We start from the raw sequence: 23,429 nt of genomic DNA, 5'->3' as shown, positions 1-23,429 counted from the left end.
ATCTGCACCTCGTGTCCGGCCTAAAATTAGAGACGTGAATATAGTACTATTTACCGCCAAACGCAGGCCCAGAATTACGGATAACCATCTCGGAACAGTATTTGTAAAGGACTATTTTTCAGAATAAGGTTGTTTATTCTCGCGCATGGGTTATCTTGATAATGGTGGGGTGAGTCGCCTCGAATATGGCTACCGAGGAAGATATCGACACGTCTCGAAAAACCGTAAAGACGTTCGTGCCGGCTTACCAGAAAGAAGAGTGGAAGCGGCACGCCGACGAACTCGACATGAGTCAGAGCGAGTTCGTCCGGACGATGGTGCAGGCCGGTCGGTCCGACTTCGAGATTGAGTCGGCCCAACTGTCGCAATCGGAACCCGATGACGATGATACCGAGACTGCCGAAGGCACAGATTTGGAAGAAAACATCCTATCGGTACTCTCGGGGTCGGAATACCTCTCGTGGGACGAACTTGTAGACGAACTTACGAACAATATCGAAGACCGGCTGGAGGAGACACTTCAGCAACTCCAGCGTGACAATAGCGTAGAGTACAGTGGCCGTCGCGGAGGGTACACAATCGTTACTGGAAACGATGCCGATTGAGGGACACTCAGAAGACGAAACAACTGTCGAGGACCCGATAGCGTACTTCCTGCAGGATATGACGTATCACGGGAAGACCGAGCGGACGCGAGACGCCTACGAGCGGGTCCTCCGAGAGTTTGAGGAATTCATCCAGATGTCTTCAGAGAACCCGATGGGTGTCAGCAAGCCCATCTCCGAGACGACTCGTCGTGACTGCATGGCGTGGGTCCACAGCCTCCGAGGTCAGACGGCCGAAAGTACGGTTGCGACCTACGCCTCCTACCTTCACCGATTCTACGCCTACATGACGCAGGTCGGCGTCTTCGACTCGAATCCGATGGCGCTCGTAGTCGAGGAAATGGACGAGCGTATCGATACAAATCCGACACGGCGGGACATCTCCGTCGATGCGATGCGCTCGTTCGTAGCCGACGTGCGACACCCACTCGACCGTGCTATCGTTGTCACACTCCTGAAAACGGGCATGCGGGCCGGCGAACTCTGTAATCTCGACCTACAGGATATCTCCGTACCGGGACTGGACCATCCGACGCGACCGCAACTCGACGGAAAGCCTGATTCGATATACGTCTCGTCGGAGCCCGCCGTCGGAGAGTTAGTTAACGGCGAACGTCGTCCGGCCTCCAATAAGCGAAAGCGCGAGACCATCATCCCCGTGGATGACGAGTTACGGCAGACGTTGAGGCGGTGGCTCGCGGTGCGACCGGATCCGATATCGGACGCCGAACCGTTGTTCGCGACGACGCGAGGAGACTGGGGACAGCGCATCACCCCAGATATGGTCTATCATGCAGTTACGAATCACGCTAGCGACCACGGCTGGCATCGTAGCGGTGGGGACGCCGAGGAGAACGTGACGCCCCACTACTTCCGACACTTCTTCACCACCCACCTGCGGGATAGAACCGGTGATAGAGGCATTGTGAAGTACCTCCGGGGCGACGTGGCCGAGGACATCATCGACACCTACACCCACAACTGGGGGAATCGGGTGCGGGAGGTCTACGAGCAAAACATCTACGAACTCTTTTGAGGAACTACCCAACTATAAACTATATTTCGATATAATCTATCTGTCGTGGGAGTCCTAAGTTGAAGATGTGTCGCTGGTAATGCGTGGCGATCTCTTCCAACGACCAGTTAATGTCTGTTCGTCGGCCGAGGAGGTATTCTCGGACTACTGGTTGTCCAGCAAATCGTTCCTCAAAGAAGTATCGGAGTGAGTACGGAGTAAGATTCTCCATTTCTGAGCCCTCTTCATAGAGTCCTACTGTTTCCCCGTGATTTTTGAGGATGCTTTGAGCGACGTGTTGGGAGATACGTGGGCCCCATTGCTCCCGCGTAGATACAAAAAGGGGACTGCCATCACGTGGGTCTGGTCTTACTGAGAGCCATCTTTTCAAAACGTAAGCCAATTCTCCATCGATTGGTATGTAGGTAGTTCCTTTTCGCTCTCGGCGGTTGTTGTAGGGAAGATCTCCCCCGTATCTAATCCGGAGTAGTGGAATGTGGTTTGGAATCACTTCTGTAAACCTTCCACCGTATCCGTCCGGCAATTGTACGTCCTCTACTGCTAGATTACAGAGTTCTCCGACTCCGATTCCTGTCTTGGCAAGCGTCGTAATTACTGCCCTGTCGAGTGGGTGGGTTGCCGCCTGAAGAACTTCTTGTAAGTCATTTACAGTTAACAGATATCTCGCCGCGCTTGTCGTCTGTCTGCTACTACTCTCACGAACTCGCTCGTTGTGTGCATCCCGGTGGCACTTTCGGCATAGAGTCGCCAAGTTCGTAAGCCGATTTGTACCGGACGCTTCGATTGGGACGATGTGATGGACAGCAAGATTCGCAGCCGACCCACAATTTCGACATGTATGGCCGTCTCGATCGAGAACCTAATTGCGAACCTCAAACCAGTCGTGACCTCTTAGTCGCTCCGACCTATCTTCGTCACCAGCTCGTTCGTGTCCTATCGAGGTAAAATACCCATAATTCCTGTAAATAGCTGTTCGTTTGTCCTTTCACTCGACAAAGAAATAGAAGCGATCAGTAAATCGCCATCTCGGTCTCGGTCCGCTCGAACAACTCCTTCGCGCGCTCGGCCGCCTCGTCGGTCTCCTCGTAGTTTTCCATCAGCACCGTCTCGCTCGGGAACAGCTCTTCGCCAACCACGAGGCCGTGTTCGCGGGCGGTCGAACCGGTCACGGTCAGGTAAACGCCCACGCCAGCGTCGGCGATGGCGGCCTCTTCCTCCTCGTCCTCGTCGGGGTAGCAGAAGTCGAGACTGTCGGCGTTGCGCGTGCCCAGCACCGCCTCGACCAGTCGCTCGTACCGGGGCGAGATGCAGATGTCGCCCGCGTAGTTCCGCAGAAATTTGCGGGAGGGCTGGTCGCCCTGCCCGAGTGCCTCGGGCGTCGCCATCAGCGTGTGGTACACCGTGTCGCCCATCCCGGCGACGACGCGAACGTCGGTGTCGTGGGGGTCGATGCGGGCGTTCACGTCCGCGATGCGGGTCAGGGGGTCGGGCCGGAGTTCCACGACCTCCTCCAGCACGAGGTCGGCGCTGTCGAACCCGAGCGCGAAGTCGTGCTTGCGGAGCGAGCGGAACGGCTCCTCGCGCCCCACGAGGCGGAGGTTCACGTCACCCGCCGGGACGGTCACGCTGTCGAAGACGATGCGCCGGGGCTTTCCGGCCCGGTCGTCGCGCAGGAGCGTGAAGTCCGGGCGCGTCTCGTCGGCGAGATGGCTGTACTCCGCGAGTCGGTCGTAGACGTGTTCGTCGGGCGTCTGGTTTCCCTTCGTGACGGCCTTCTCGTACCGGAGCGTCGAGATGATTTCGTCGGCGACTCCCTCGGCGTCGGCCTGCTCGGCGACGCGCTGGAGGACGGCTTCCAGCGGCCGCCCCTTGCGCGGGACCGCGACCGGAATCGTGTCGGTCATTGTTCGCCCAAAAGAGAACCGCGAGTAAACGCGTTGCGCTTCCGGCTATGCTCCGCCTGGATTTGGTAGCGCCAGCGGTCAGTTACCGAACACGTTGTTGATCTGCTCGCGCCACTCCTGGATGCCTTCGAGTTCGTCGTGAATCGCGGCCACGTCCTCCTCGACGCTCTCGACGCGCGCGGTGAGGTTCTCTTCGAGGGCGTCGAGGTCTGCCGACAGCGATTCGACGCTCTCGGAGACGTCCTCGATTCGCTCGGTCGCGTCGCTCACGTCGCCGAGTTCCTCGCGGACCTCGGAGAGTTCGTCGGCGACCGTCTCCAACTCGTTGCCGACCGAGGTCACGTCGTCGGTGTTCGCGCCGACGAGTTCTTCGAGTTCGTTCAGTTGGGTTTCGAGGGCCTCGAACTCCTCGCCGAAATCGCCCGCGTCTTCGAGTTCTGCTTCGAGGGCTTCGACCTCGTCGCTGATGCCCTCCAGCGCCTCGACCTCCTCGCGCAGGGTCTCGATTTCGGCCACCTCGTCGCGGAGTTCGTCCACGGCTTCGAGTTCGGATTCGAGGTCCGAGACGTCCTCGCGGACGCTCTCGAACTCTCGCAGGTCCTCGCGCAGGTCGGCCTCGGTCGCCTCGATTTCCTCACGCAGTCCGCTTTCGAGGTCCTGCAAGTCGGCTTCGAGCGCGTCGAGGTTCGACTCGATTTCGTCCACGCTCGACTCGACGCCGCGCAGGTCCGATTCGACGCTGTTCACGTCGGATTCGAGGTCGCTCACGTCCGCCTTGGCGCTTTCCACGTCAGAGGCCACGCTACCGACTTCGGACTCGACGCTCTCGATGTCGGATTCGAGGCTGTCCACCTCGCCTTCGACCGAGGAGACGTCGTCGCCGAGTTCGTCCACGCGCTCCTCTCTGTCGTCGTTCTCCGCGCGAAGCGCCTGCACCTCGTCCTCGAAGGCCCGCACGTCGGCCCGGACCGACGCGATGTCCTCCTCGAAGTCGTCGAAGATGTCCTCGGCCACGCCGTTCTCGTCGATGAACGCTTCGAGCGCCTCGGTGTACGCCGAGAGGTCCTCGACGCGCGACTGGAGGTGGCGGATGCGGACGTTGGTACTCTCGGGCATCTCCACGTCGAGTTCGCGCTGGATGGCCCGCAGGTCGTCGTCCTCGACCTCTCCGGCCCGGATTTCGTCGGCGAGCGCGGCCGCGACGCTTCCGGGGCGCGGCGGCGACGCCTCGGGTTCGGCGGTCACGGTCTCGTCCGCCTCCTCGGAGGGCGGAGTCTGGTCTTCGGACTCGCCCGTTTCGTCCCCGGATTCGTCGCCCGTCTCCTCAACGCCCTCGTCGGCGTCGGGCGTTTCGCCGAGGTTGGGCGCTTCGTCCGCGTCGCTCACGCTGTCCTCGTCGCTGGCGTCAGCGTCGGTTTCGTCGCCGACCGATTCGTCCTCGGGTTCGAGGAAGCTGTCCGAATCGTCGTCGGCCAACGGGTCCTCCTCGCTCTCGGCGAGGGTATCGTCGTCTTCAGCGAGGGGGTCAGCATCGTCGGCGCTGGCCGCGAGCGGGTCGTCCTCGGCGTCTCCGGCGTCGCCCGCCGCGAGGGGGTCCTCGTCGTCCAGTCCGAGGTCCTCCTCGCCCGCGACCACGTCGCGGACGAGTTGGCTGTCCTCCTCGGAGACGATGTCCGTGATGGTGTTGCCGTCCGGGCCGCCGACCTCGCCGTCGAAGTCGGGACTGCTCGGTGCGGGGTCGTCCGCGCCGATGGCCTCGGCGTTGGGGTCAGTCGTGCCGGAATCGACCGAGACCGGCGATACCTCCTCGATGGTCGGCGCGCCGAGGAAAGTCGAGGGGTCGTCGTCCTCGGCGAGTCGGACGCCGTAGACCGTGACGAGTTCCTCGCCGGGTTCGAGTTCGCGCTCGAACTGGACTCGGTGGTCCTTGTACGCGGTCCAGTTGTCGTTCTCGTAGTCGGGGTGGAAACCGACGTTGTCCATCGGGAACTCCTCGGGGATGTCGTCGGCGAGCCGGAGGGTCGCGCGCTCGTCTCGCTCGCAGCGAATCACGAACTTGATTGCGGGGACGGCGAACTCCTCGCCCTCGAAGGACTTCTCGACGACGACGCCGCTGTCGTTCGTCGTCACCACCTCGGTCATACTGTCACTCATACGGTTCACATCCCAGAACGGCCATATAAATCACACGCCCGCACGTAACGAAACGACGACAAGCCAACGACGAGTATTTGCCGAGCGACCCGCGGCGACCAGGATGCATCTATTTGGACGCTCCGAGCGTATCCGGGAGTATGCTACTCGCAGGAACCTACGACGGCGTCTACCGCGCTCACGGCCCGCGATTCGAGTCGGCGGAGCAGGTACTCGACGCCGGGCGAGTCATGCGCATCCGGCGCTTCGAGGAGTGGCCGGGGGTGTTCGCCACCACCAAGTCGGGTCTCTACCGCTCGACCGACGGCGGGGACTCGTGGACCGATCTCGGCGTCCCGCGCGAGGAGGTCTACTCGGTACTCGGCGACCCCGCGGGCGAATGCCTCTACGCCGGGACGCATCCGGCGCACCTGTACGTCTCCGAAGACGGAGGGGAGACGTGGCAGGAGCTATCGGGCTTTCAGGACCTCCCGTCGCGCGACTCGTGGCACACGCCGCGACACCGCGACGAGGCCCACGTCCGGAGCCTCGGCGCGCATCAGGACGCGTCGGACCGCGTGGTCGCTGGCGTCGAGGTCGGCGGCGTCCACGTCAGCGAGGACCGCGGCGAGACGTGGACCGAGCGCCGGGCGGGCGTCCACGACGACGTGCATCACGTCCTCGTGCGCGAGTCGGACCACTACGTCGCCTCCTGCGGCGGTGGCCTGTACCGGACCCGCGACGCGGGCGAGACGTGGGTCCGACTGGACGACGGCGTGGACCACACGTACTTCCGCGAGGCCTTCGCGCGCGACGGTACCCTCTACGCCGCGGCCGCGCGCTCCTCGCCGGGCACGTGGCGGGGCGAGCGCGGCGCAGACGCAGCACTCTTCGAGTCTGAGGACGACGGCGACGTTCTCGAACCGGTGGCCTATCCGGGCCAACCCGAGGAGGTCGTCCTCTCGTGGACCGCCGACGACGGTCACGTCGTCGCGGGCACGAACGACGGACGGGTCGTCTTCCGCTCGTCGGGCGAATGGGTCGAGGGCGGCCGGATGCCCGCGGGTGTGGCCGCGCTCTGCTCGGTGTGACGGGGCGCGCCGCGCGGACGCGCCGCTCCGCGACCCGCCCCGAGCGAAAGGTGCTAACATGACTCGCTACGAACCGTACGTATGGCGGGTCCTGCCCAGAAGGTGGGGATTGTCGTCGAAGTCGCCGTCTTCGCCATTTTCGTTCTGCTCGTCGTCCAACTGCTGGAACTCTCCGGCGTGCAGGGCGTCGGACTCGTGGTCGGCCTACCGCTGGTGCTGGCGCTCCTCGCGGCGTTCACGAGGCTTTCGTTCGTCCTGCACGACCTCCTCGCGGACGGCGTGGGGAAGACCCGCAACGCGCTCCGGCATCGGCGGGAGTGAGGCGGGTCGGCGGCGTCGCTACTGGTTCACCCGATTTTCTGGCTCAGCCGTTTCCGGTTAGTCGGACTGGCGGTCCCCGACCGGCGCTCGGGTGACCGCGCGACGCGTCCGAGGCGGGTTTGCCCCGGCTTCGCATTTGAACCTTCGCGTCGGCTAGACAAGTAATAATATTTACTTAGATATTATATAGTTATGTCTAAGAAATACTCTGATGTCTTTTCGTCGGCGCGTGTGGGTGCGACGCCTGTGGCGTCGCATCGCGCGCGAGGGACGGCGGCCGCAGATGCGGCCGCCGAGGTTGGGGAGGCGTGAGGCCCGCGGTCGCGGTTGCGGTGCGGTCTTCCGTTGCTCAAGCGGTTGTTGCTCAAGGAGTAGCTATCTCGCGGATCGTGGACACGCGAATCCCGTTCTCGGAAAAAGACGAGGAGAATCACCCGCGCCGAATCGACACGATCCGGACTCGAAGCGACCGCCTTCGCCCGCTCAGAGGTCCACGCGGTCGCCAATCTCCGCGATTTCCAGTCGCTCGGGATACTCGAAGCTCCGGGCGTGCTTGTGAAGCGCGGTCGGGTCGGCTGTCAGGCCCTTCCACATGTCCCAGTGGCTCGGCAGGAAGCGGTCGAATCGCAGGTCACTCGCGGCCTCGACGGCCTGATTCTCGTCGTTGTACCAGCGAGTGCGCTTGGGTTCTCTGGTCTCCTTGTCCGGAATCTGGCCGACGCTCCCGAACGCCAGCACGCCGAGGTCGATGTCGTACGCCTCGCCGACTTCGGCGAACTCGTCGCTGGGCTTGGTGTCGCCGCCGTGGAAGAACGTCCGGCCGTCGTACTCCACGACGTAGCTGACCGGGTGAGTCGCGTCGGGGTCGTGGGCCGGTTCGACGTGAATCGTGAACGCGCCGACTTCGAAGGTGTCGCCCTCCGCGACTTCTTCGAGTTGCTCGTCGTCTACGTCCCACTCCTCGGTCCAGTTCTCGTCGTCGCGGGCCACCGCGAGGCTGTCGTCGGGCGCGTAGAACGTCGCGCCGGTAGTCTCCAGAATCGGGGCCTGACTCGGGCCGTGGACGTGGTCGGTGTGTTCGTGGGTCGCCAGCACGGCGTCGGCCTCGGCCACGTCCTCGGGGTCGAAGGGCACCGGCACCATCCGGACGGTTCTGGGCGGGTCGCCGGTCCCGAGGTAGGGGTCGATGTAGACCGTGGTCTCGTCGGCCTTCAGCACGAAGCCGTTACAGCCGAGGTACCAGACCGCGATGCCCTCGGGGTCGGCGTCCTCGACCGCTCGCGGGAGCCAGTCTCCCCAGTCGCTGTGGATTGCCATGTCGCCCACTGGGCCGCAAAAAGAGGTAAGTGTTGTTCTTCGCGGCGACTGCGCCCGGAACGGGAAGCCCGAGGCGATTCACATGCTCCGGAGGCGAACGTGGTCGTCGTCGATTTCCGAGATTCGGTCGGGTTCGACCGAGTAGGCGTCGTCGTCGTGGCCCTCCCAACCGAGCCGAGTCTTGACGCGCTGGGCGAGTCCGGGGTTCGGGTCCACGTACAGCCTGTTGGCGTCTTCGTCTACCTCGGTGACGACGCCGACCTTCTCGTCGTTGGCGTCCATCACGTCCTTGCCAACGTCGTCGTCGTCCAGCGTGACGGCCTCGTCTTCGACCATCGTCTCGTCGTCGTCCGTCATCCCCTCGCTCGTGTCCGCGGTGGTCTCGCTCTCGGTCGGCGTGTCGCCCATCGCGGTCTCGCTCGTGGCCGTCTCGTCCGTGCTTGCGGTCGCGGTCTCGGTGTCCGTGGTGTCTGTATCCGCGCTCGCGGTCGTCTCCGTCTCCGCGCCGGTCGTGACGCCCGCGGCCGCGGTCTCGTCGCGGTCGATTCGGACCCCCTCGGTCTCGATGCGCTCGCCCTCGACGCCCTCCTCGGTCGCGTCGGAGCCGATGAGCATCGTCTCGACCAGCGTGGACGTGACGGTCTCGCTACTGACGAGGTCCTCGTCGGTGAACTCGAAGGTCAGGCGCTTGCGGTCCACGATTTCGTCCTCCACGATGCGGCGCTCGAAGAGGTGGGTCTCGATGGTGCCCTCGTCGGTGAACTCGCTCTCGACGTGGCCTCCCTCGATGACCTCGTCGGTGACTATCTCGCCGCCGAGGATGTCGCTCTCGAGGATGTTTCGCTGGACGCCTTCGAGGTTGACGCGACTCTCCAGCGTGTCGGACTCGACAGTCTCGGTTTCCTCTACGTCGTGGTCCACGACGCGGCTCTCGACGGTCTTGCGCTCGATAATCTCGCGGGTGACCTCGCGGGTCTCGTCCACGTCCACCGTGATGACCTCGCGCTCGGTCACGTCGAACTCCTGTACGTCCTCCTCCCACCCGGCGCTCTCGCGGTCCTCCACGATGGCGATGCCCTCTTTCTCCTCGCCGATGTGGATGTCCACGATTTCGCGCCGGACGAGTTCGGTGTCGATGACCTCGTCGCGGACGATTTCGCTGTCCACGACTTCGCTCTCGATGGTTTCGGTCTCTTGGACGGTCTTCTCGATGACCTTGGTCTCGGTAATCTCGGTCTCGACCGTCTCGCCCTCCATCAGGGCCTCTTCGACCTCTCTGTCGTCCAGCGTGGCGCGCTCGATGGCCTCGGTCCGGTCCACGAGTTCGAACTGGCCTCGGCCCTCCTTCGGTCGGTCGGCGTGGCGGACCAGCGCCATCTCCCGATCGCTGAATTCCTCGTGGAAGGTGTCCCAGTCGGACTCTTCGATGTTCTCGTCGTCCTCCTCGCCGGGGTAGTAGATGTACGGCTCTCGGTCGCCCGCCTCGGTAGTCCGATAGCCAGGCTTGGCTCCGCTGTCCTCTATCCACGTCCGAATCGTCTCGCGGTCCGTCGTGACGTTCTTGTTCGCGTCGTCGATACGTGTGTCGTCGCTCGTGGTTCTATTTTCGTCGTCCATAACTCCCCACCGTGTATCAACTCGCTCTCAGCGGACTTAGGCGTCGTTGCCAGATATCGGAGACGAATCGAAAATGAACTGGAAATACCTCGAAAAATCGCGGCAATCGTAGGGGCGCGCGCCGTCAGTTAGTCCTCACAGCAACCGCTCGCTTGGTCGCCGAAGTCCACGGCGAGTGGCTCCGAGATGGCCTTGTTGACGGTCTCCATCTTCTCTTCGAGCGCTTCTTGGGCCTCCAGATACTCCTCCATCACCGGCAGGGAGTGAAGTTCCTGCTGGGCCTGCTGGACCTTCTGGACGTCCTGCTGGGTGGCCTCGCCGGTCTGACGCGCCAGCATGAACTCCTGGCGCATCTGCTCGAACTCTTGGACCTTCTCCTGGGCCTCGTCGTCCTCCTCGACGGCCTCCTTGGTCTCCTCGAAGTGCTGGTACTCGGGCGTCTGGGCGATTGCCTCGCCGAGTTCCTCCGCGAGTTCTTCGACGCGAGTGAGTTCGGACGCCTCGCCGTCGGCCTCGGTTTCGATGCTCATGTGCAGGTCTGTTGGGACTGTGGCGTTTTAGACCTGCCGGATACTCGCTAGAGGTTCTCACCTCCCATTCAGGAACACCGTCCTTAAACGTCCTCACGAACAAAACAGTTCCAATGAGCCAAGACAGCGAGTACAGCGAGGGAGACCTCCGAAATACCGGCATGTCCCTCAAGCACGACCGGGAGTGGGACTACGAACTCGACCGCATCGTGGAAGCGGTCGAGGAGCGCGACGCCACCAAGGTCGGCCTCCAGTTCCCCGAGGGACTGAAGCGCCGCGGCCCGAAGGTCGCCGACGACATCCGCGAGTTGGTGCCCGACGACGTGACCGTGATGATTTCGGGCCAGCCCTGCTACGGGGCCTGCGACCTCGACACCTTCCTGATGAAGCGGACCGACGTGTTCGTCCACTTCGGTCACTCGCCGATGAAGAACACGGACAAGGTCATCTACGTCCCCCTCTTCTCGAACGTGGACGTGTTCCCCATCATGGAGGAGTCCCTCGAAGAGCTTCCGGACCCCGAGGAGAGCGACGAGCGCCCCAGCGTCGGCCTCGTCACGACCGCCCAGCACATGAATCGCTTCGAGGAGATGAAATCGTGGCTGGACGAGCGCGGCTTCGACGTGAAGACCCGGAAGGGCGACGACCGACTCACTCACGAGGGGCAGGTTCTGGGTTGCAACTACGCCAGCGCAGACATCGACGCCGACCACGTCCTCTACGTCGGCGGCGGGAAGTTCCACCCCCTCGGCCTCGCCATGGAACATCCCGACAAGAAAGTCGTCATCGGCGACCCCGTGAACAACGTCGTGACCGTTGCTGATACAGAAAAGTTCCTGAAACAGCGCTACGCCTCGGTCCACAAGGCGATGGACGCCGAGAAGTGGGGCGTCATCTTCTGCACGAAGATCGGGCAGGGTCGCTGGGAGCAGGCCCAAGAGATTCTCGACGGCAACGACGACGCCTACCTCATCACGATGGACGAGGTCACGCCCGACCGCCTCCGGAACTTCGACATGGACGCCTTCGTGAATACGGGGTGCCCGCGCATCACGACCGACGACGGCCCGCAGTTCCACAAGCCGATGCTGACCCCCGGCGAGTACGAGATTGCCGTGGGGAACAAGCCGCTGGACGAACTCAGCTTCGACACCTTCCACGGCACGTGGTGAGGTAGCCGAGTTCGCTGCTCTCGATTCTCCTTCGACTCGCTTTCAGAACTCCGCGACGACCTCCGCCATACAGCCGTCGCCGGGTTCGTGGTACGAGAAGTGATCCGGGACGTAATCGACGTTGTGGTCCGCGTAGTTGCTCGGCGTGTCGCCCTCAGCGCCCTCCTCGCCGACGGCCGAGTCGAACTCGCCGGTCGAGTAGGCCCAGTTCAGCACGTCGTCGTCGGACTTCCAGTAGTTGTCGAACTGGCCGACCGCGGCGGCGATGTCGTCGCCGTACTCGCCGTCCCACGCGACCGAGTCGTTGTCCGCGGCCCCGCCGAGCAACGTGGCGGAGTCGAGCAGGTCGCGGACGCCCCACGTGTTGAGCGCCTTGATGCACTCGGTGACGACCCGCGCGCCGAGCGAGTGACCGTTGATGCGGACGCTGGTGTCGGGGTTCTGTGCGGCGTAGTCGGTCAGGAAGTTGGCGAGTTTCGGGCCGTTGCGCTCGGCGATGTCGGTGGTGGGCCACCAGTTGTCGGTGCTGGTGTCCGAGTCCCAACTGAAGCCGACGACCGGGGCGTCGTAGCCGTTGTTCCGGAGCGAGCGCTTCACGGTGGCGAAGTGGTCGGGCGCGTCCTCCGGCGCGTTCCGCCAGCCGTGGACCGAGACCATGATTTCGTCGGGCGAGGAGGACGTGTTCCAGCCGGGGATGTCGCCGACCGTATCGTAGTCGGTGGCGGTGTGGCCGTCGGTCAACTGGTCGCCGTACCACCAGTGGATGTCGAAGTGGCCGCGAGTGGTCGCCCGCGGGAAGTCCCACGACCCGGAGATGTCGCCGTCGTCGCCCGAGAAGGCCGACGCCGACCCCGCGAATCCCGCGAGGCCCGCGGCGACCGCCGTCCCGCGCAGGACCGCTCGGCGGGTCGTCGTCTTCGTCGCGCTCGCTTCTGCCGTACCATCATTACCGTTTGTTGCCATACAGTTTCGAATGGATTTATCTCTATTAAGTTTATTCGTGATGTTTCAAACTAGCGTGTAGTTTTTACCCGTTATTCATCTGTCAGCAATCCCGGCTCGCCCCGGTTGTATTACTACTAAGCATTCACAAACCTTTTTGTATGAGGGCTATGTATGTGCTGGTAACGATGAGCGCCACTCGCTCCGCCGACGTCCGAACCGCAATCGAACGCTGTCGCGTCGAAGACCTCACGCCGGTCAGTCTCGACGCCGAGTCGATTCCTTCGACCGCACCCGACGCCCTGCGGGAACTCAAGCAAGAACTCGACGCAGACGGTCTCGTCCCCGCCCGCGTGACCGTCGACGCTCGCTTCGGCGAGGACTGCTCGTTCGCCACGCAAGACGAGGCCGACCGCGTCCGAGAGTACGTGCAGGCCGCTTCCTTCCTCGGCGCGAGCATCGTCACCGTCGAGTTCGACAGCGTGGGCGACGAGTCGAAGGTCCGCCCCGCGCTGGCCGCCGTCGCGGAGCGCGCCCACCGCGAGGGCGTCACCCTCGACGTGGCCGGTCCCATCACCCTCGACGAGTGAGAACGCGGCCTTTACATATCTCTTCCTTTCTAAAAGCAGCATTTTGATTTTCTAAAGCAAGGTAGAATTATCTCAATTGCAAGCGTCTCGGCGCACGCGCCGAGACGCGACGCCCGGCCGACCAACCGCCACGGACGAGCGAAACTGTCCAATCCACCAGAACGCTCAGCTGACCAATCCACCAGCGAAGGCTCGATGGACCAGCCGATAGGGTGGGGTGAAGGGGCCGCCCGGTCGCGGTCACGCGAGGGAACCGAGCGTGACCTCGGGAGACGCGGTTTGTCTCCCGGCGGGCCGACAGGCCCGTGGTCGCTCCGTGACCTCTATCCGAGGTCGGGCGGTGTCTCACCGAACGGAGTGAGGTGATGGCTCGGAAGACGCGGTTTGTCTTCCGGTGCTGCGAGACCGAGGATATGTCACGGAGTCGTTCGAAAATCGGAGATTTTCGTGATCACGAGAGCTTCGCTCTCGGACGACGACCGCGACCGGGCGGGGGCTTCAAGAAAACATCACTGCCTGTTCTTCGCGGTCGTTCTCGTCTTCGACAGAATATTCTCGTCCCCGAATCCAAACTCTCACTTCCCTCAACAACCTCCCGCAAGACATGGACAAGGCCGCGCTGGAGCGCCGACTCTCGCACGTCTCCGGATTCCGAGACCCGCGCGTCGAGTTGGAGCAGTACCCCACGCCCGCCGACCTCGCGGCCCACCTCGTCCACCTCGCCGACGTGCAGGGCGACCTCGCAGGCCGGACCGTCGTGGACCTCGGCACCGGCACCGGGATGCTCGCGCTCGGCGCGGCCTTCCGCGGCCCCGCGCGGGTCCTCGGCCTCGACCGCGACCCCGGCGCACTCTCGCAGGCCCGCGAGAACGAACGCCGCGTCGAACCGCCGGAAGCTATCGACTGGCTCCTCGCCGACGCGACTCGCGCGCCGCTGTGTCCTTCGGACTCCTCCGCGGGCCTCGACCGCGAGGAGACCACGGTCCTGATGAACCCGCCCTTCGGCGCGCAGACGGGCAACGAACACGCCGACCGGGCGTTCCTCGCCACCGCGAGCGAAGTCGCGGGCGTCTCCTACTCGATTCACAACGCCGGGAGTCAGGACTTCGTGGAGGCCTTCGCCGACGACGAGGAGGGCGAGGTCACCCACGCCTTCCGGGCCGACCTCGACCTGCCTCGGCGCTTCGACCACCAGACCAGCGAGCGCGAGACCATCGACGCCGAGGTCTTCCGGATTCGGTGGGGGTAGGAGAAGATTTTCCTCTCGGCCTTCGTGTCGGGAGGTATGGACGACCACCTCGAAACGCGCCTCCGTCTCGTCGGCGGCGGCGTGCAGACGACGCTCGTCGGAATCGCCTCGCTCCAGTTCGGCGCTATCGGTTTCGGTGCCTCCCTCGTGTTCGTCGGGACTGCAATCACGCTCGGTGGATTGGTTTGAGGGAGAAGCAACATCTGATGGTGACTGAATTGGAGTGAAGGCTCCGAAAGCCCTCGCGCGGTTCGCGGTCGCTCTCCGGGGGCGAACCGCGCTCGCCCTTTCAGTTCACCGGAGGACAAACCGCGTCCTCCGAGCCTGCGCTCGCTTTGCTCGCGCAGACACCAAGAAGGCGGATGGTCCCCTGCCGAAACCCCTCAGTTGTACTCCTCGCGGACTGCGACCCGAACGCGGGTTCCCTCGAAGGCGGCGTAGAGCTTCCGGCCCTCGCGCTCGAACCGGAGGTCATCGAGGGTCACGTCCTCGCCGCTGGCGGGTATCGGCCCGGATGCGACCGTCGAGTTGTTCCGCATGACGTGGAGGGCGAACTGGTCGCTTCCGGGGACGACCGCGACCGAGCGGTTGGCGAGCGTGGCCTCGGCGACCGCCGGGTCGGAGGCGAACGTCTTCGTCCAGTTCCCGTCGTCGGGGCCGCGGAGCCAGACCTGATAGGCGGTTCCGCCGCCGACCGCCGACCAGCCGCGGCGCTGGACCGTGACGACCTCCGACCAGCCGACGCCGCCGACGCGGACGTTCACTCGCCCGGTGAACGCGAGTCGCCCCTTCGAGGCCGTCGTCGCCCAGATTTCGCGGTCGTCGTTGACCACGATGACGCCGCTGGTGGTCACGTCGGTCGTCTCGCCGAACAGCGACACGTCGATGGCCGAGACCTTCTGGTTCTGGACCTCCTCGGCGTAGGTGACGTTGTAGCCTTGGACCTCGACTGCGGGGCCGCCGCCGGGGACGCTGGCATCACCGACCGTGGTGAGGTTGACCGGAACGGCGACCCCGACCATGACCGCTAAGGGGAGGAGCAACGCCAGCAGGCCGACCTGCTGTTGGGAGACGTCGCCGACGATGGGCCTGCGGTCGGCGGTCGCCGCGACGGTCGTCAGCGCCGCGAGCGCGACGACGAAGACGACGCCCGCGCCGCGGTAGAGGACGTAGGTGCTCTCGCCGCGGTACCACCAGAGCGCCCAGAGGCTCATCGACATGCCGAGGACGACCGCGCCGGTCCAGAGCCGGAGCGCGCCGACGCGCTCGCGCCGCCGGTAGAGGACCGCGACCCCCAACAAGGTTCCCAGCAGGAGGCCAAGCACGTGGCCCTGCACGGCGATGCCGAACCACCACGGTTCGCCGAAACTCGGCGAGGCCGACCCGAAGATGACGGGCTTGCGCAGGGCGTGGTAGGCGGTCCGAATCGCGCCTTGGGCCGAGACCGCGACCACCGTCATCAGGGGGTAGCGAACCAGCGCGAACCCGACGAACGCGAAGACGACGCCCGAGAAGCCGATGATGGGGCCCCACGAAAACAGGCTGGTTGCGAGGCCGACGACCGCCCCGCCCGCGGGGAAGATGACGAACGCGCGAATCCACGGATTCGACGTTTTGGAGAAGAAGGGATTTTCGCCGCGCTTGGTGTGGTAGTGGCTGAAGAAGTACTCCGCGAGAGGTGCGACCGCGAGCGTCGTCGTGAGGTTGCCAAGCAGGTGGCCCGGCCCGGAGTGAGAGAAGGGGCCGAGGAGCCACCCGACGGGGTAGAGGTACGACCACGAGGAGAACGGGAGCGTGACGGGATTGCGCCAGTGACTCCAGCCCTGCTGGACGAACAGGTAGACCGCGAGGACGCCCAGCGCCGAGACGAGCGTGCCCCACGGGACGCCCAGCAGGAACCGGGCGCGGAGTCGCTGGCCCCACCGACCGCTCGGGCCGTCGAGGCGGCGGGCCAGCGCGAGCGACAGCAGGACCACCGCCGGGATGGCGACCTGTTCCGGCGCGGGCACCCACGGAGGCAACTGAACCATATCCGATGTTTTCGGCCACCGCGGTATAAATGAGTGGCTGGATTTCGTTGCGCGGCGAGCAGTCGGAGATAGTAGGGAGTGCGTGACTGGCGGGCACTGACGGAATCGACAGCGAGAGCTACGTTCCCCAATCCACGAGACGCGCTCGCCGCCTCTCCCCACGGGATGCGCCCACCGCGCGCAGTTCTGCGCGCGGTGGGCGGGGAGGTACGGGGCGCGGTTGCGGTCTGCGGTGCTGCGGGAGACGGCTTTGTTCAAGCCTGGGAAACGTCTCGTCGGGTCGAAGAACCTGTCTCCGTAAATCCGCTTTCCGTAATGTTGAAACGCCCAAAGGCAGAACTGAGGGGTATGGAACTACGGGTTATCGAGAAGGAAGCCGACGAAATCTCCATCGAAATCGCCGGGGAGGACCACACTTTCATGAACGTGCTGAAGGGCACCCTCCTCGAACACGAGGGCGTCGCGGCCGCGACTTACGACGTGAACCCCGAGCAGTCCGGCGGTCAGACCGAGCCGATTCTGACCATCAAGACCGAGGGCGGTGCCGACCCGCTCGACGCGCTGGAGGAGGCCGCCGCCGACATCAAGGACAAGACCGCCGCCTTCCGAGAGGCCTACGACAGCGCGGCCTGAATTTGAGACTGCTTCGACTGTTCTGCGGTCGTTCGACGCTTCGAGACCGGAGTCGAGTCTCCGACGCGAGCGCACCAGATAATCCGCTGAATATCATAAACAAACAATTTTATTTTCTTAACAACGATAGAGTTGTCTCTGTTCCGTCCCGCCACGCGCTCGCCGTCTCCCCTCTCGACGCCGTTCTGTCTAATCTTTCCGACCGTTTACTCCGTTCATCCGGCCGGAGGAGTCCGCTCGCCCTACAGACCGCCCTCGCCTCCGTCCGACGAGTAAGCGGTGCGTAACCGGCGTAATCGGGCACGGAACTCCCGAACGGTCGCTCCCGTTTATTGGCGCACTCGGGAAACTCCCCTGCGTATGAGAACACGCGCAATCGTCGTAGCAACCCTCGTCCTGCTCGCCGGGGCCTCCTCGGCGCTGGCGGCCTCACCGAACGCACACGCCGACCGGACCGCGCAACCGAACGCGGTCGGGTCCGCCGTCGCGGCGCAGGACGACGCCGAGAACCAGACCTACGAGTACGAGAACGTCACCATCGAGCGCCTCCAGATGACGAACGTCTCGGTCCGGCAGGCCGTGCTGAACGAGACCGGACTGGCCCAGAACGGCACGAACGAGACGAACTCGCTGGGCACGGCCACGGCGACGAACCTCACCGTGGTCAACGCCACGCTCCAGAACGTCACTCTCGAAGACGTGACGGTTCGCAACGAGACGGTCGCCCAGCAGTTGTTCGGCAACGAGACGCCGCCCGAGGGCGACAACGCGACCGTCGAGAACGCCACGCTTTCGGAAATCGGCGTCGAGTCGCTCCGCGTCAATTCGAGCGTCCTCGGCGACGTCGAGGTCAACGACGTGCAGGCGTCCATCTCCCCCGGCGGCGCGACCGGCAACGCCTCCCAAATCGAGGGGCAGCCGACCATCGCGGTCGGGAACCTGAGCGTCGGAAACGCCTCCTTCGATAGCATCGAGGCCGGAAGCGTCAGCGTCGAGAACGCCTCCATCGGTCTCGGCGTGCTGGGCGGCGGACTCGGCGGCGACGAGACCACCACGATAGGCAACGAAACCACCGGCAACGAGACTAGCGCGCTCCGAGCGCCTGACCGGTAAAAGTAGAATTAGAAGCAGAAGACCGACCCGCAGTCCCGTTTTTTCTCAGAGCCGAACCGGCACGTCGCGCTCGTCCAGATACTCCTTGACCTCCCGAATCGAGTACTCGCCGAAGTGGAAGATGGAGGCCGCGAGCCCGGCGTCAGCGCCCGCCTCGGTGAAGACCTCGTACATGTCCTCCGGGCCGCCGCATCCCGAGGAGGCGATGACCGGGGTCGAGACGTTGTCGCAGACGGCCTTCGTCAGGGGGATGTCGTAGCCCTCCTTGGTGCCGTCGGCGTCGATGGAGTTGACGAACAACTCGCCAGCGCCGCGCTCCTCGGCCTCTCTGGCCCACTCGACCACGTCGAGGTCGGTGCCCTCTCGCCCGCCCTTGACGGTACACTCGAACCAGCAGGACTCGCCGTCGACCTCGACGTAGTGTTCGCCCTGCTCGTCGTAGCGCCGCTTGGCGTCCACCGAGATGACGATGCACTGGCTTCCGAAGGCCGCCGCGCCCTCCTCGATGAGGTCGGGGTTGGCGATGGCCCCGGAGTTGATGGACACCTTGTCGGCCCCGGCGCGCAGGGTCTCTTTGATGTCGTCTTTCGTGCGAATCCCGCCGCCGACCGTCAGCGGGATGAAGACTTCGTCGGCGATCTCCTCGACGACCCCGAGCATGGTCTCGCGGCCCTCCGCGCTCGCGGTGATGTCGAGGAAGACGAACTCGTCGGCCCCGGCCTCGTTGTACTCGCGGGCCATCTCGACGGGGTCCCCGGTGTATTCGAGGTCCTCGAAGTTGACGCCCGTGTAGACTGCCGGGTTCCCGTCCTCGTCCACGTCCACGTCGATGCACGGGATGATGCGCTTGGTGAGGGTCATCTCTTGGCCGGAGATTGGCGCGAACGCGGTTTCACGGTTTCGACTGCGGCAGGTACTCGAATCCCACCGCAAAGCCTTTGATTCGAGCGCGACCGTGGTGAAACGTGTCACGGATCGCCATCGCGCTCGCCTGCTGTCTCCTGCTCGCGGGGTGTACCGCCCCGACCGCGCCCTCTCAGACGCAAACTCAGGCGTCGTCCCCGACGACGCCCGATTCGGTGGCCGACTCGCCCGACGAGTCGGCCACCGACCCGGGCAGCGAATCGCGGAACGAATCAGCCACTACTCGCGCCGCCCTCGAAGATATCCCGGTCAGCGGCGGATCGCTCTCGGTCGAACACGAGCGCGTCTTCGCCCGGACGACCGGCCTGCTCGGTGTCAACGTCTCGCCGCCGACCGTCGTCGTCGTCAAGCCCGCGGCGGAAATCCGAGGAGGGACCGGCGAGAGCGAGTCTGACGACGAGGAGCCGTCCTCGCGGAGTTTCGCGGGCGTCATGGGAATCTACGACGACGGCAGGAGCGAGGATGGAGAGAACGACGGCGGAAACGGCGAGGAAGGCGACGAGAGCGACGAGGACCAAAGCGGCGTCGCAGTCGCGGCATACGCCCCCTCGGCGCACTCGGTTATCGTCAACGAGCGCATGACGGCCTCGGGACGGGAGTCCTCGCTCGAACGGACGATGGCACACGAGTTCGTCCACACGGTCCAGTACCGCCAGCAGGCGTTCGACCGGACTCGGCGCGCCCTCGGCGTGGACGGGTCGGTCACGCGAGATACCTACCTCACCTACGTCAGCGTGGTCGAGGGCGCGGCGGCGTTCGTCGGCGAGGCCTACGACCGCCGGTATCTGGCGGGCGACTGGGCGACCATCACCGAGCGCGAGCGGTATCGGTCCTCGCCCGCGCGAGTCAAATATAAAATCGCGCGCTACTACTTCGGCGAGCGCTACCTCCGCCATCGGTTCTCCTCGCCCGCGAACGTCTCGGCGGTGTACGACGACCCGCCACAGACCACCGAGCAACTGCTTCACAACGACACCGACGCCTCCGAGAAGCCCAAGGCGCTGGACCTCTCGGTGGACCCCGGCGCGAACCGGATGCGCGGCCAGACCGACACCTACGGCGAACTGTTCGCCCGCATCGCGCTCGGAACCGAACTGACCGAGTCGCGGGCCGCCGACGCCGCGGCGGGATGGGGCGCGGACCGCCTCGTGCCCGTGGTCGGCCCGGACGGGACGCACAACTACGTCTGGGCGACCCGGTGGGACTCCCCCGCCGAGGCCGACGAGTTCGGGGCCGCGATGGCCGACTATCTGTCCTCGCGGGCGAACCAGTCAGCGGAGGACGGCACCTGGCGCGACTCGTCGGACCGCGGGTCCGACGAGGAGCTAACTTTCCGGACGGTCCGGACGAGCGAGGAGACGGTGGTTCTCCTCGCGGGAGACGAGTCGTTCGTCGGCGCGGCGAGCGTATCTGGGACGAACGCGAGCGTGTCGGTCGTCGCGGGCGACGACCGACGATAGCGGCGTAGCAAAGAAGAGCAGTGCTATCCGTGGTACGATAGTACTAAAGAAACGTTTTGATTGCTCACTCAGGCCGCCAGCAGCGGGAGCGCGAACGCGACGACGAGGCCGACCGCGAGGACGGCGAAGCCGATGCCGACCTGCGACATCGAGAAGTCCTGCATCGGCGACGTGACGCGCGCCAGTCCCTCTACGTCGTGCCCGTGGTCCGTGTGGTCGTCGTGGTCGTCCATACGCGGATTTTCCGGGTCCTCCTACTTAAGCGCAACCAAAGATAAACTGCGGGGACTCGATAGTAGAGTCGATGGATGGGGATTCGATGGACGAAGATTCGACTCACGGAGGAGACTCAGAGCCGCCGACCGAGTTCGGCGTGAACCGCGAGTGGTGGAAGGAGGCCGTCGTCTACCAGATTTATCCGCGGAGCTTCTTCGACTCGGACGGCGATGGCGTCGGCGACCTCCGGGGCGTCGAGGAGAAGTTGGACTACCTCGACGCCCTCGGCGTGGACGTGGTGTGGCTGAACCCGGTCTACGACTCGCCGAACGCCGACAACGGCTACGACATCCGCGACTACCGGGCCATCATGTCGGAGTTCGGGACGATGGACGACTTCGACCGCCTGCTCGACGGACTCCACGAGCGCGATATTCGGCTCATCATGGACCTCGTGGTCAACCACACCTCCGACGAACACGAGTGGTTCCGCCAGTCCCGCGAGTCCCAAGACAGCGACTTTCGGGACTTCTACATCTGGCGCGACGGCCGAGGCGACGGGCCGGGCGGCAAGGGCGCGCCGCCGAACAACTGGGAGTCGGCCTTCGGCGGGTCGGCGTGGACCTACGACGAGCAGACCGAACAGTACTACCTCCACCTGTTCGACGAGAAGCAACCCGACCTGAACTGGGAGAACCCCGAGGTCCGCGAGCGCATCTACGAGATGATGCGCTGGTGGCTCGACAAGGGCATCGACGGCTTCCGGATGGATGTCATCGACCTCATCTCGAAGGAAGACGGTCTGCCCGACGGCGACCCCGACGTGGGGTGGACCGGCGCGGAACACTTCATGACCGGGCCGAGAGCCCACGAGTTCATCAGCGAGATGTACGACGAGGTGCTGGCGGGCCGGGACGTGATGACGGTCGGCGAGATGCCCGGCGCGAGCATCGAGCAGGCCCAGCAGTACCTCGGCCCGGACGGCGACGGCCTGAACATGGTGTTTCACTTCGACCACGTCACGCTCGACTACGGCGAGAGCGGCGACCGCTGGACCATCGGCGAGTTCTCGCTCCCGACGTTCAAGCAGGTGCTGACGAAGTGGCAGAACGGGCTGCAGGGCGAAGGCTGGAACAGCATCTACCTCGGGAACCACGACTGGCCCCGGATGCTCTCGCGCTTCGGCGACGACGACCTCTACCGCATCGAGTCGGCCAAGATGCTGGCGACGATGCTGTTCACCCTCCGCGGGACGCCCTACGTCTATCAGGGCGACGAAATCGGGATGACCAACTTCCCCTTCGAGCGCGAGTCGCAGGTCCAAGACGTGGGTGCCCGGAACTTCGTGACGCGCGAACGCGAGAAGGGTCGCCCGATGGACGAAATCCTCGAAATCGTGAGCTACCGGAGCCGGGACAACGCCCGGACGCCGATGCAGTGGTCCGACGCCCCGAACGCGGGCTTCACCGAGGGCGAGCCGTGGATTCCGGTGAATCCGAACCACGAGGCGGTCAACGTCGAGGACGCGCGGTCCCGCGAGGATTCCATCTGGCACTACTACCGGCGACTCATCGACTACCGACACGACAGCGAGGTCGCCATCTACGGCGACTACGAACTCCTCCTGCCCGACGACCCGGACATCTACGCCTACCTCCGGACGCTCGGCGACGAGCGCCTCCTCGCGGTCCTGAACTTCGAGGACGGGACGCCGACGTTCTCGCTCCCCCAGAGCGTGAGCTACGACGATGCGGAGTGCGTCCTGCACAACTACGCGGTGGACGGGGGAGGACCTCGGTCGTTCGAGATGCGCCCCTACGAGGCGCGAGTGTACGAACTGGAGTGAGGGCGGGGTTCGGACTCGTAAACTGGGGTTTCGGCGCGCGCTGGCGGACCCCCGAGGTCCGCCATCGGCGTGCGAGGTCTGCGGGAGCGAAGCGACCGCAGGCTCGGCGGACGTGGTTTGTCCGCCGGTGGACGAACGACTGCGCGAAGCGCAGGAGTGAGGAGGCTGGGGAGGTGTGAGGCACGCGCTCGGGGGCGCTTTCCACCGGGACAAACGCTCAACTGAGAAACCGACAGGGGTGGATGAAGGGAGCTTCGAGAGGACAACACGGCCACGATTCCGGTTACGCTGGTTCCTACAACTCAGAGTCAAGTAGCACAAAGTCAAAGACAGAGGAGCTTCTCTCTAATTCCGTCTCGAAGTTACTCCGCCTCGAAGTGCGTCTGCTCGTCCACGGCCGGAATCATCTTCGTCGCCTCCATGTCGAGGAACGTCGTCGCGTCCTGCTGGACCTCCTGTCCGGCCTCGGACTCGAAGGCCTCGTTCATCGCGCCGGGGCCGTCGAACCAGAGCTGGGCCACGTAGTCGTAGCCCGCCTTCTCGGGGTCCATCGGGACCGAGGAGGTGTACTTCTGCAGGCCCGGCAGTTCGTTCACGAGCGGGGCGTGCTCGTCGTACATGTACTCGACGCACTCGTCGTGGGTCGTCTCGTCGTCGCGGACCGCGAGGATAACCATCTTGCAGGTCATGAGTGGGTGTG

The 23,429-nt window shown here is 64.4% G+C and carries 23 protein-coding genes and 1 pseudogene; 12 read left to right on the top strand and 12 right to left on the bottom strand.

Annotation, left to right across the window (positions count from 1 at the left end; translation table 11 throughout):
• Positions 1–185 precede the first annotated feature (185 nt).
• Entirely contained in the window at positions 186–605 is a 420-nt protein-coding gene (locus EPL01_RS15395) for a DUF5805 domain-containing protein (protein ID WP_135826167.1), read from the top strand.
• Positions 595–1,641 (top strand): tyrosine-type recombinase/integrase, encoded by a 1,047-nt coding sequence (locus EPL01_RS15390; RefSeq protein WP_135826166.1) that lies wholly within the window; start codon positions 595–597, stop codon positions 1,639–1,641. Before EPL01_RS15395 ends, EPL01_RS15390 begins: the two co-directional genes overlap by 11 nt.
• A 19-nt stretch (positions 1,642–1,660) precedes the next feature.
• Here EPL01_RS15390 and EPL01_RS22630 read toward each other — a convergent pair whose 3' ends face one another.
• From EPL01_RS22630 to EPL01_RS15375, 4 genes and pseudogenes are all read right to left on the bottom strand, one after another.
• Positions 1,661–2,299, bottom strand: coding sequence for a tyrosine-type recombinase/integrase (locus EPL01_RS22630; protein ID WP_368279619.1), 639 nt, complete (start codon positions 2,297–2,299; stop codon positions 1,661–1,663).
• A gap of 60 nt (positions 2,300–2,359) precedes the next feature.
• Positions 2,360–2,464: pseudogene (locus EPL01_RS22625) on the bottom strand (HNH endonuclease); the annotation flags it as partial.
• A 187-nt stretch (positions 2,465–2,651) separates the two neighbouring features.
• On the bottom strand, positions 2,652–3,545 hold the full coding sequence (locus tag EPL01_RS15380) for a phosphoribosyltransferase HisG-related protein (protein WP_135826165.1): 894 nt from the start codon (positions 3,543–3,545) through the stop codon (positions 2,652–2,654).
• Positions 3,546–3,623: 78 nt separating this feature from the next.
• The gene (locus EPL01_RS15375) at positions 3,624–5,699 is read right to left on the bottom strand and encodes an AAA family ATPase (protein ID WP_210424164.1); all 2,076 of its coding nucleotides are present in this window, start codon (positions 5,697–5,699) and stop codon (positions 3,624–3,626) included.
• A gap of 140 nt (positions 5,700–5,839) precedes the next feature.
• Between EPL01_RS15375 and EPL01_RS15370 the strand changes: the two genes are divergently transcribed.
• A complete protein-coding gene (locus EPL01_RS15370) occupies positions 5,840–6,769 on the top strand; it encodes a WD40/YVTN/BNR-like repeat-containing protein (protein WP_135826164.1) in 930 nt (309 codons plus the stop codon).
• Between the two features lie 81 nt (positions 6,770–6,850).
• The gene (locus EPL01_RS15365) at positions 6,851–7,090 is read left to right on the top strand and encodes a hypothetical protein (protein WP_135826163.1); all 240 of its coding nucleotides are present in this window, start codon (positions 6,851–6,853) and stop codon (positions 7,088–7,090) included.
• Between the two features lie 483 nt (positions 7,091–7,573).
• Here the strand turns inward: EPL01_RS15365 and EPL01_RS15360 are convergent, their stop codons facing one another.
• The 3 genes from EPL01_RS15360 to EPL01_RS15350 all read right to left on the bottom strand — a co-directional run bounded on the left by EPL01_RS15360 (position 7,574) and on the right by EPL01_RS15350 (position 10,554).
• Positions 7,574–8,407: an MBL fold metallo-hydrolase gene (locus EPL01_RS15360; RefSeq protein ID WP_135826162.1), complete on the bottom strand. Its 834-nt coding sequence runs from the start codon at positions 8,405–8,407 to the stop codon at positions 7,574–7,576.
• 78 nt (positions 8,408–8,485) lie between these two features.
• Positions 8,486–10,024, bottom strand: coding sequence for a hypothetical protein (locus tag EPL01_RS22230; protein ID WP_135826161.1), 1,539 nt, complete (start codon positions 10,022–10,024; stop codon positions 8,486–8,488).
• 128 nt (positions 10,025–10,152) lie between these two features.
• Positions 10,153–10,554 carry a YlbF/YmcA family competence regulator gene (locus EPL01_RS15350; RefSeq protein WP_135826160.1) on the bottom strand — a complete coding sequence of 134 codons (402 nt, stop codon included), beginning with the start codon at positions 10,552–10,554 and terminating at the stop codon, positions 10,153–10,155.
• 113 nt (positions 10,555–10,667) lie between these two features.
• On the opposite strand from EPL01_RS15350, the gene dph2 reads away from it, so the two are divergent.
• Positions 10,668–11,726, top strand: a complete 1,059-nt coding sequence (dph2, locus tag EPL01_RS15345) for a diphthamide biosynthesis enzyme Dph2 (protein ID WP_135826159.1) — start codon at positions 10,668–10,670, stop codon at positions 11,724–11,726.
• Positions 11,727–11,768: 42 nt separating this feature from the next.
• On the opposite strand, the gene EPL01_RS15340 is transcribed toward dph2, so the two are convergent.
• Positions 11,769–12,689 carry a DUF726 domain-containing protein gene (locus EPL01_RS15340; protein ID WP_135826158.1) on the bottom strand — a complete coding sequence of 307 codons (921 nt, stop codon included), beginning with the start codon at positions 12,687–12,689 and terminating at the stop codon, positions 11,769–11,771.
• A 167-nt stretch (positions 12,690–12,856) separates the two neighbouring features.
• Here EPL01_RS15340 and EPL01_RS15335 point away from each other — a divergent pair, with 167 nt between their 5' ends.
• The 3 genes from EPL01_RS15335 (at position 12,857) to EPL01_RS21770 (ending at position 14,696) form a co-directional block, all read left to right on the top strand.
• Entirely contained in the window at positions 12,857–13,258 is a 402-nt protein-coding gene (locus EPL01_RS15335) for a DUF7961 family protein (RefSeq protein WP_135826157.1), read from the top strand.
• Between the two features lie 604 nt (positions 13,259–13,862).
• A complete protein-coding gene (locus EPL01_RS15330) occupies positions 13,863–14,507 on the top strand; it encodes an METTL5 family protein (RefSeq protein ID WP_135826156.1) in 645 nt (214 codons plus the stop codon).
• 36 nt (positions 14,508–14,543) lie between these two features.
• Positions 14,544–14,696 (top strand): hypothetical protein, encoded by a 153-nt coding sequence (locus tag EPL01_RS21770; RefSeq protein ID WP_168215928.1) that lies wholly within the window; start codon positions 14,544–14,546, stop codon positions 14,694–14,696.
• A 194-nt stretch (positions 14,697–14,890) separates the two neighbouring features.
• Here EPL01_RS21770 and EPL01_RS15325 read toward each other — a convergent pair whose 3' ends face one another.
• Positions 14,891–16,537, bottom strand: a complete 1,647-nt coding sequence (locus tag EPL01_RS15325) for a rhomboid family intramembrane serine protease (RefSeq protein WP_135826155.1) — start codon at positions 16,535–16,537, stop codon at positions 14,891–14,893.
• 348 nt (positions 16,538–16,885) lie between these two features.
• On the opposite strand from EPL01_RS15325, the gene EPL01_RS15320 reads away from it, so the two are divergent.
• Together EPL01_RS15320 and EPL01_RS15315 are read left to right on the top strand one after the other, a co-directional pair.
• Entirely contained in the window at positions 16,886–17,170 is a 285-nt protein-coding gene (locus EPL01_RS15320) for a DNA-directed RNA polymerase subunit L (protein WP_135826154.1), read from the top strand.
• A 360-nt stretch (positions 17,171–17,530) separates the two neighbouring features.
• Positions 17,531–18,283 (top strand): hypothetical protein, encoded by a 753-nt coding sequence (locus tag EPL01_RS15315; protein ID WP_135826153.1) that lies wholly within the window; start codon positions 17,531–17,533, stop codon positions 18,281–18,283.
• A 45-nt stretch (positions 18,284–18,328) separates the two neighbouring features.
• Here the strand turns inward: EPL01_RS15315 and hisF are convergent, their stop codons facing one another.
• Entirely contained in the window at positions 18,329–19,144 is an 816-nt protein-coding gene (hisF, locus tag EPL01_RS15310; protein ID WP_135826152.1) for an imidazole glycerol phosphate synthase subunit HisF, read from the bottom strand.
• A 104-nt stretch (positions 19,145–19,248) separates the two neighbouring features.
• Between hisF and EPL01_RS15305 the strand changes: the two genes are divergently transcribed.
• Positions 19,249–20,667, top strand: coding sequence for a hypothetical protein (locus EPL01_RS15305; RefSeq protein WP_135826151.1), 1,419 nt, complete (start codon positions 19,249–19,251; stop codon positions 20,665–20,667).
• A 68-nt stretch (positions 20,668–20,735) separates the two neighbouring features.
• Here EPL01_RS15305 and EPL01_RS21765 read toward each other — a convergent pair whose 3' ends face one another.
• Positions 20,736–20,900: a DUF7550 family protein gene (locus tag EPL01_RS21765; protein ID WP_168215927.1), complete on the bottom strand. Its 165-nt coding sequence runs from the start codon at positions 20,898–20,900 to the stop codon at positions 20,736–20,738.
• 86 nt (positions 20,901–20,986) lie between these two features.
• Here EPL01_RS21765 and EPL01_RS15300 point away from each other — a divergent pair, with 86 nt between their 5' ends.
• Entirely contained in the window at positions 20,987–22,729 is a 1,743-nt protein-coding gene (locus tag EPL01_RS15300; protein ID WP_135826319.1) for a glycoside hydrolase family 13 protein, read from the top strand.
• 362 nt (positions 22,730–23,091) lie between these two features.
• Here the strand turns inward: EPL01_RS15300 and EPL01_RS15295 are convergent, their stop codons facing one another.
• Positions 23,092–23,418, bottom strand: coding sequence for an EthD family reductase (locus EPL01_RS15295; RefSeq protein WP_210424163.1), 327 nt, complete (start codon positions 23,416–23,418; stop codon positions 23,092–23,094).
• Between the last annotated feature and the right edge of the window lie 11 nt (positions 23,419–23,429).

This window comes from Halorussus ruber, assembly GCF_004765785.1.
GTDB lineage: Archaea > Halobacteriota > Halobacteria > Halobacteriales > Haladaptataceae > Halorussus > Halorussus ruber.
Note: the sequence above shows the minus strand (reverse complement) of the source record. Positions and strands in the feature narration are given on the sequence as shown.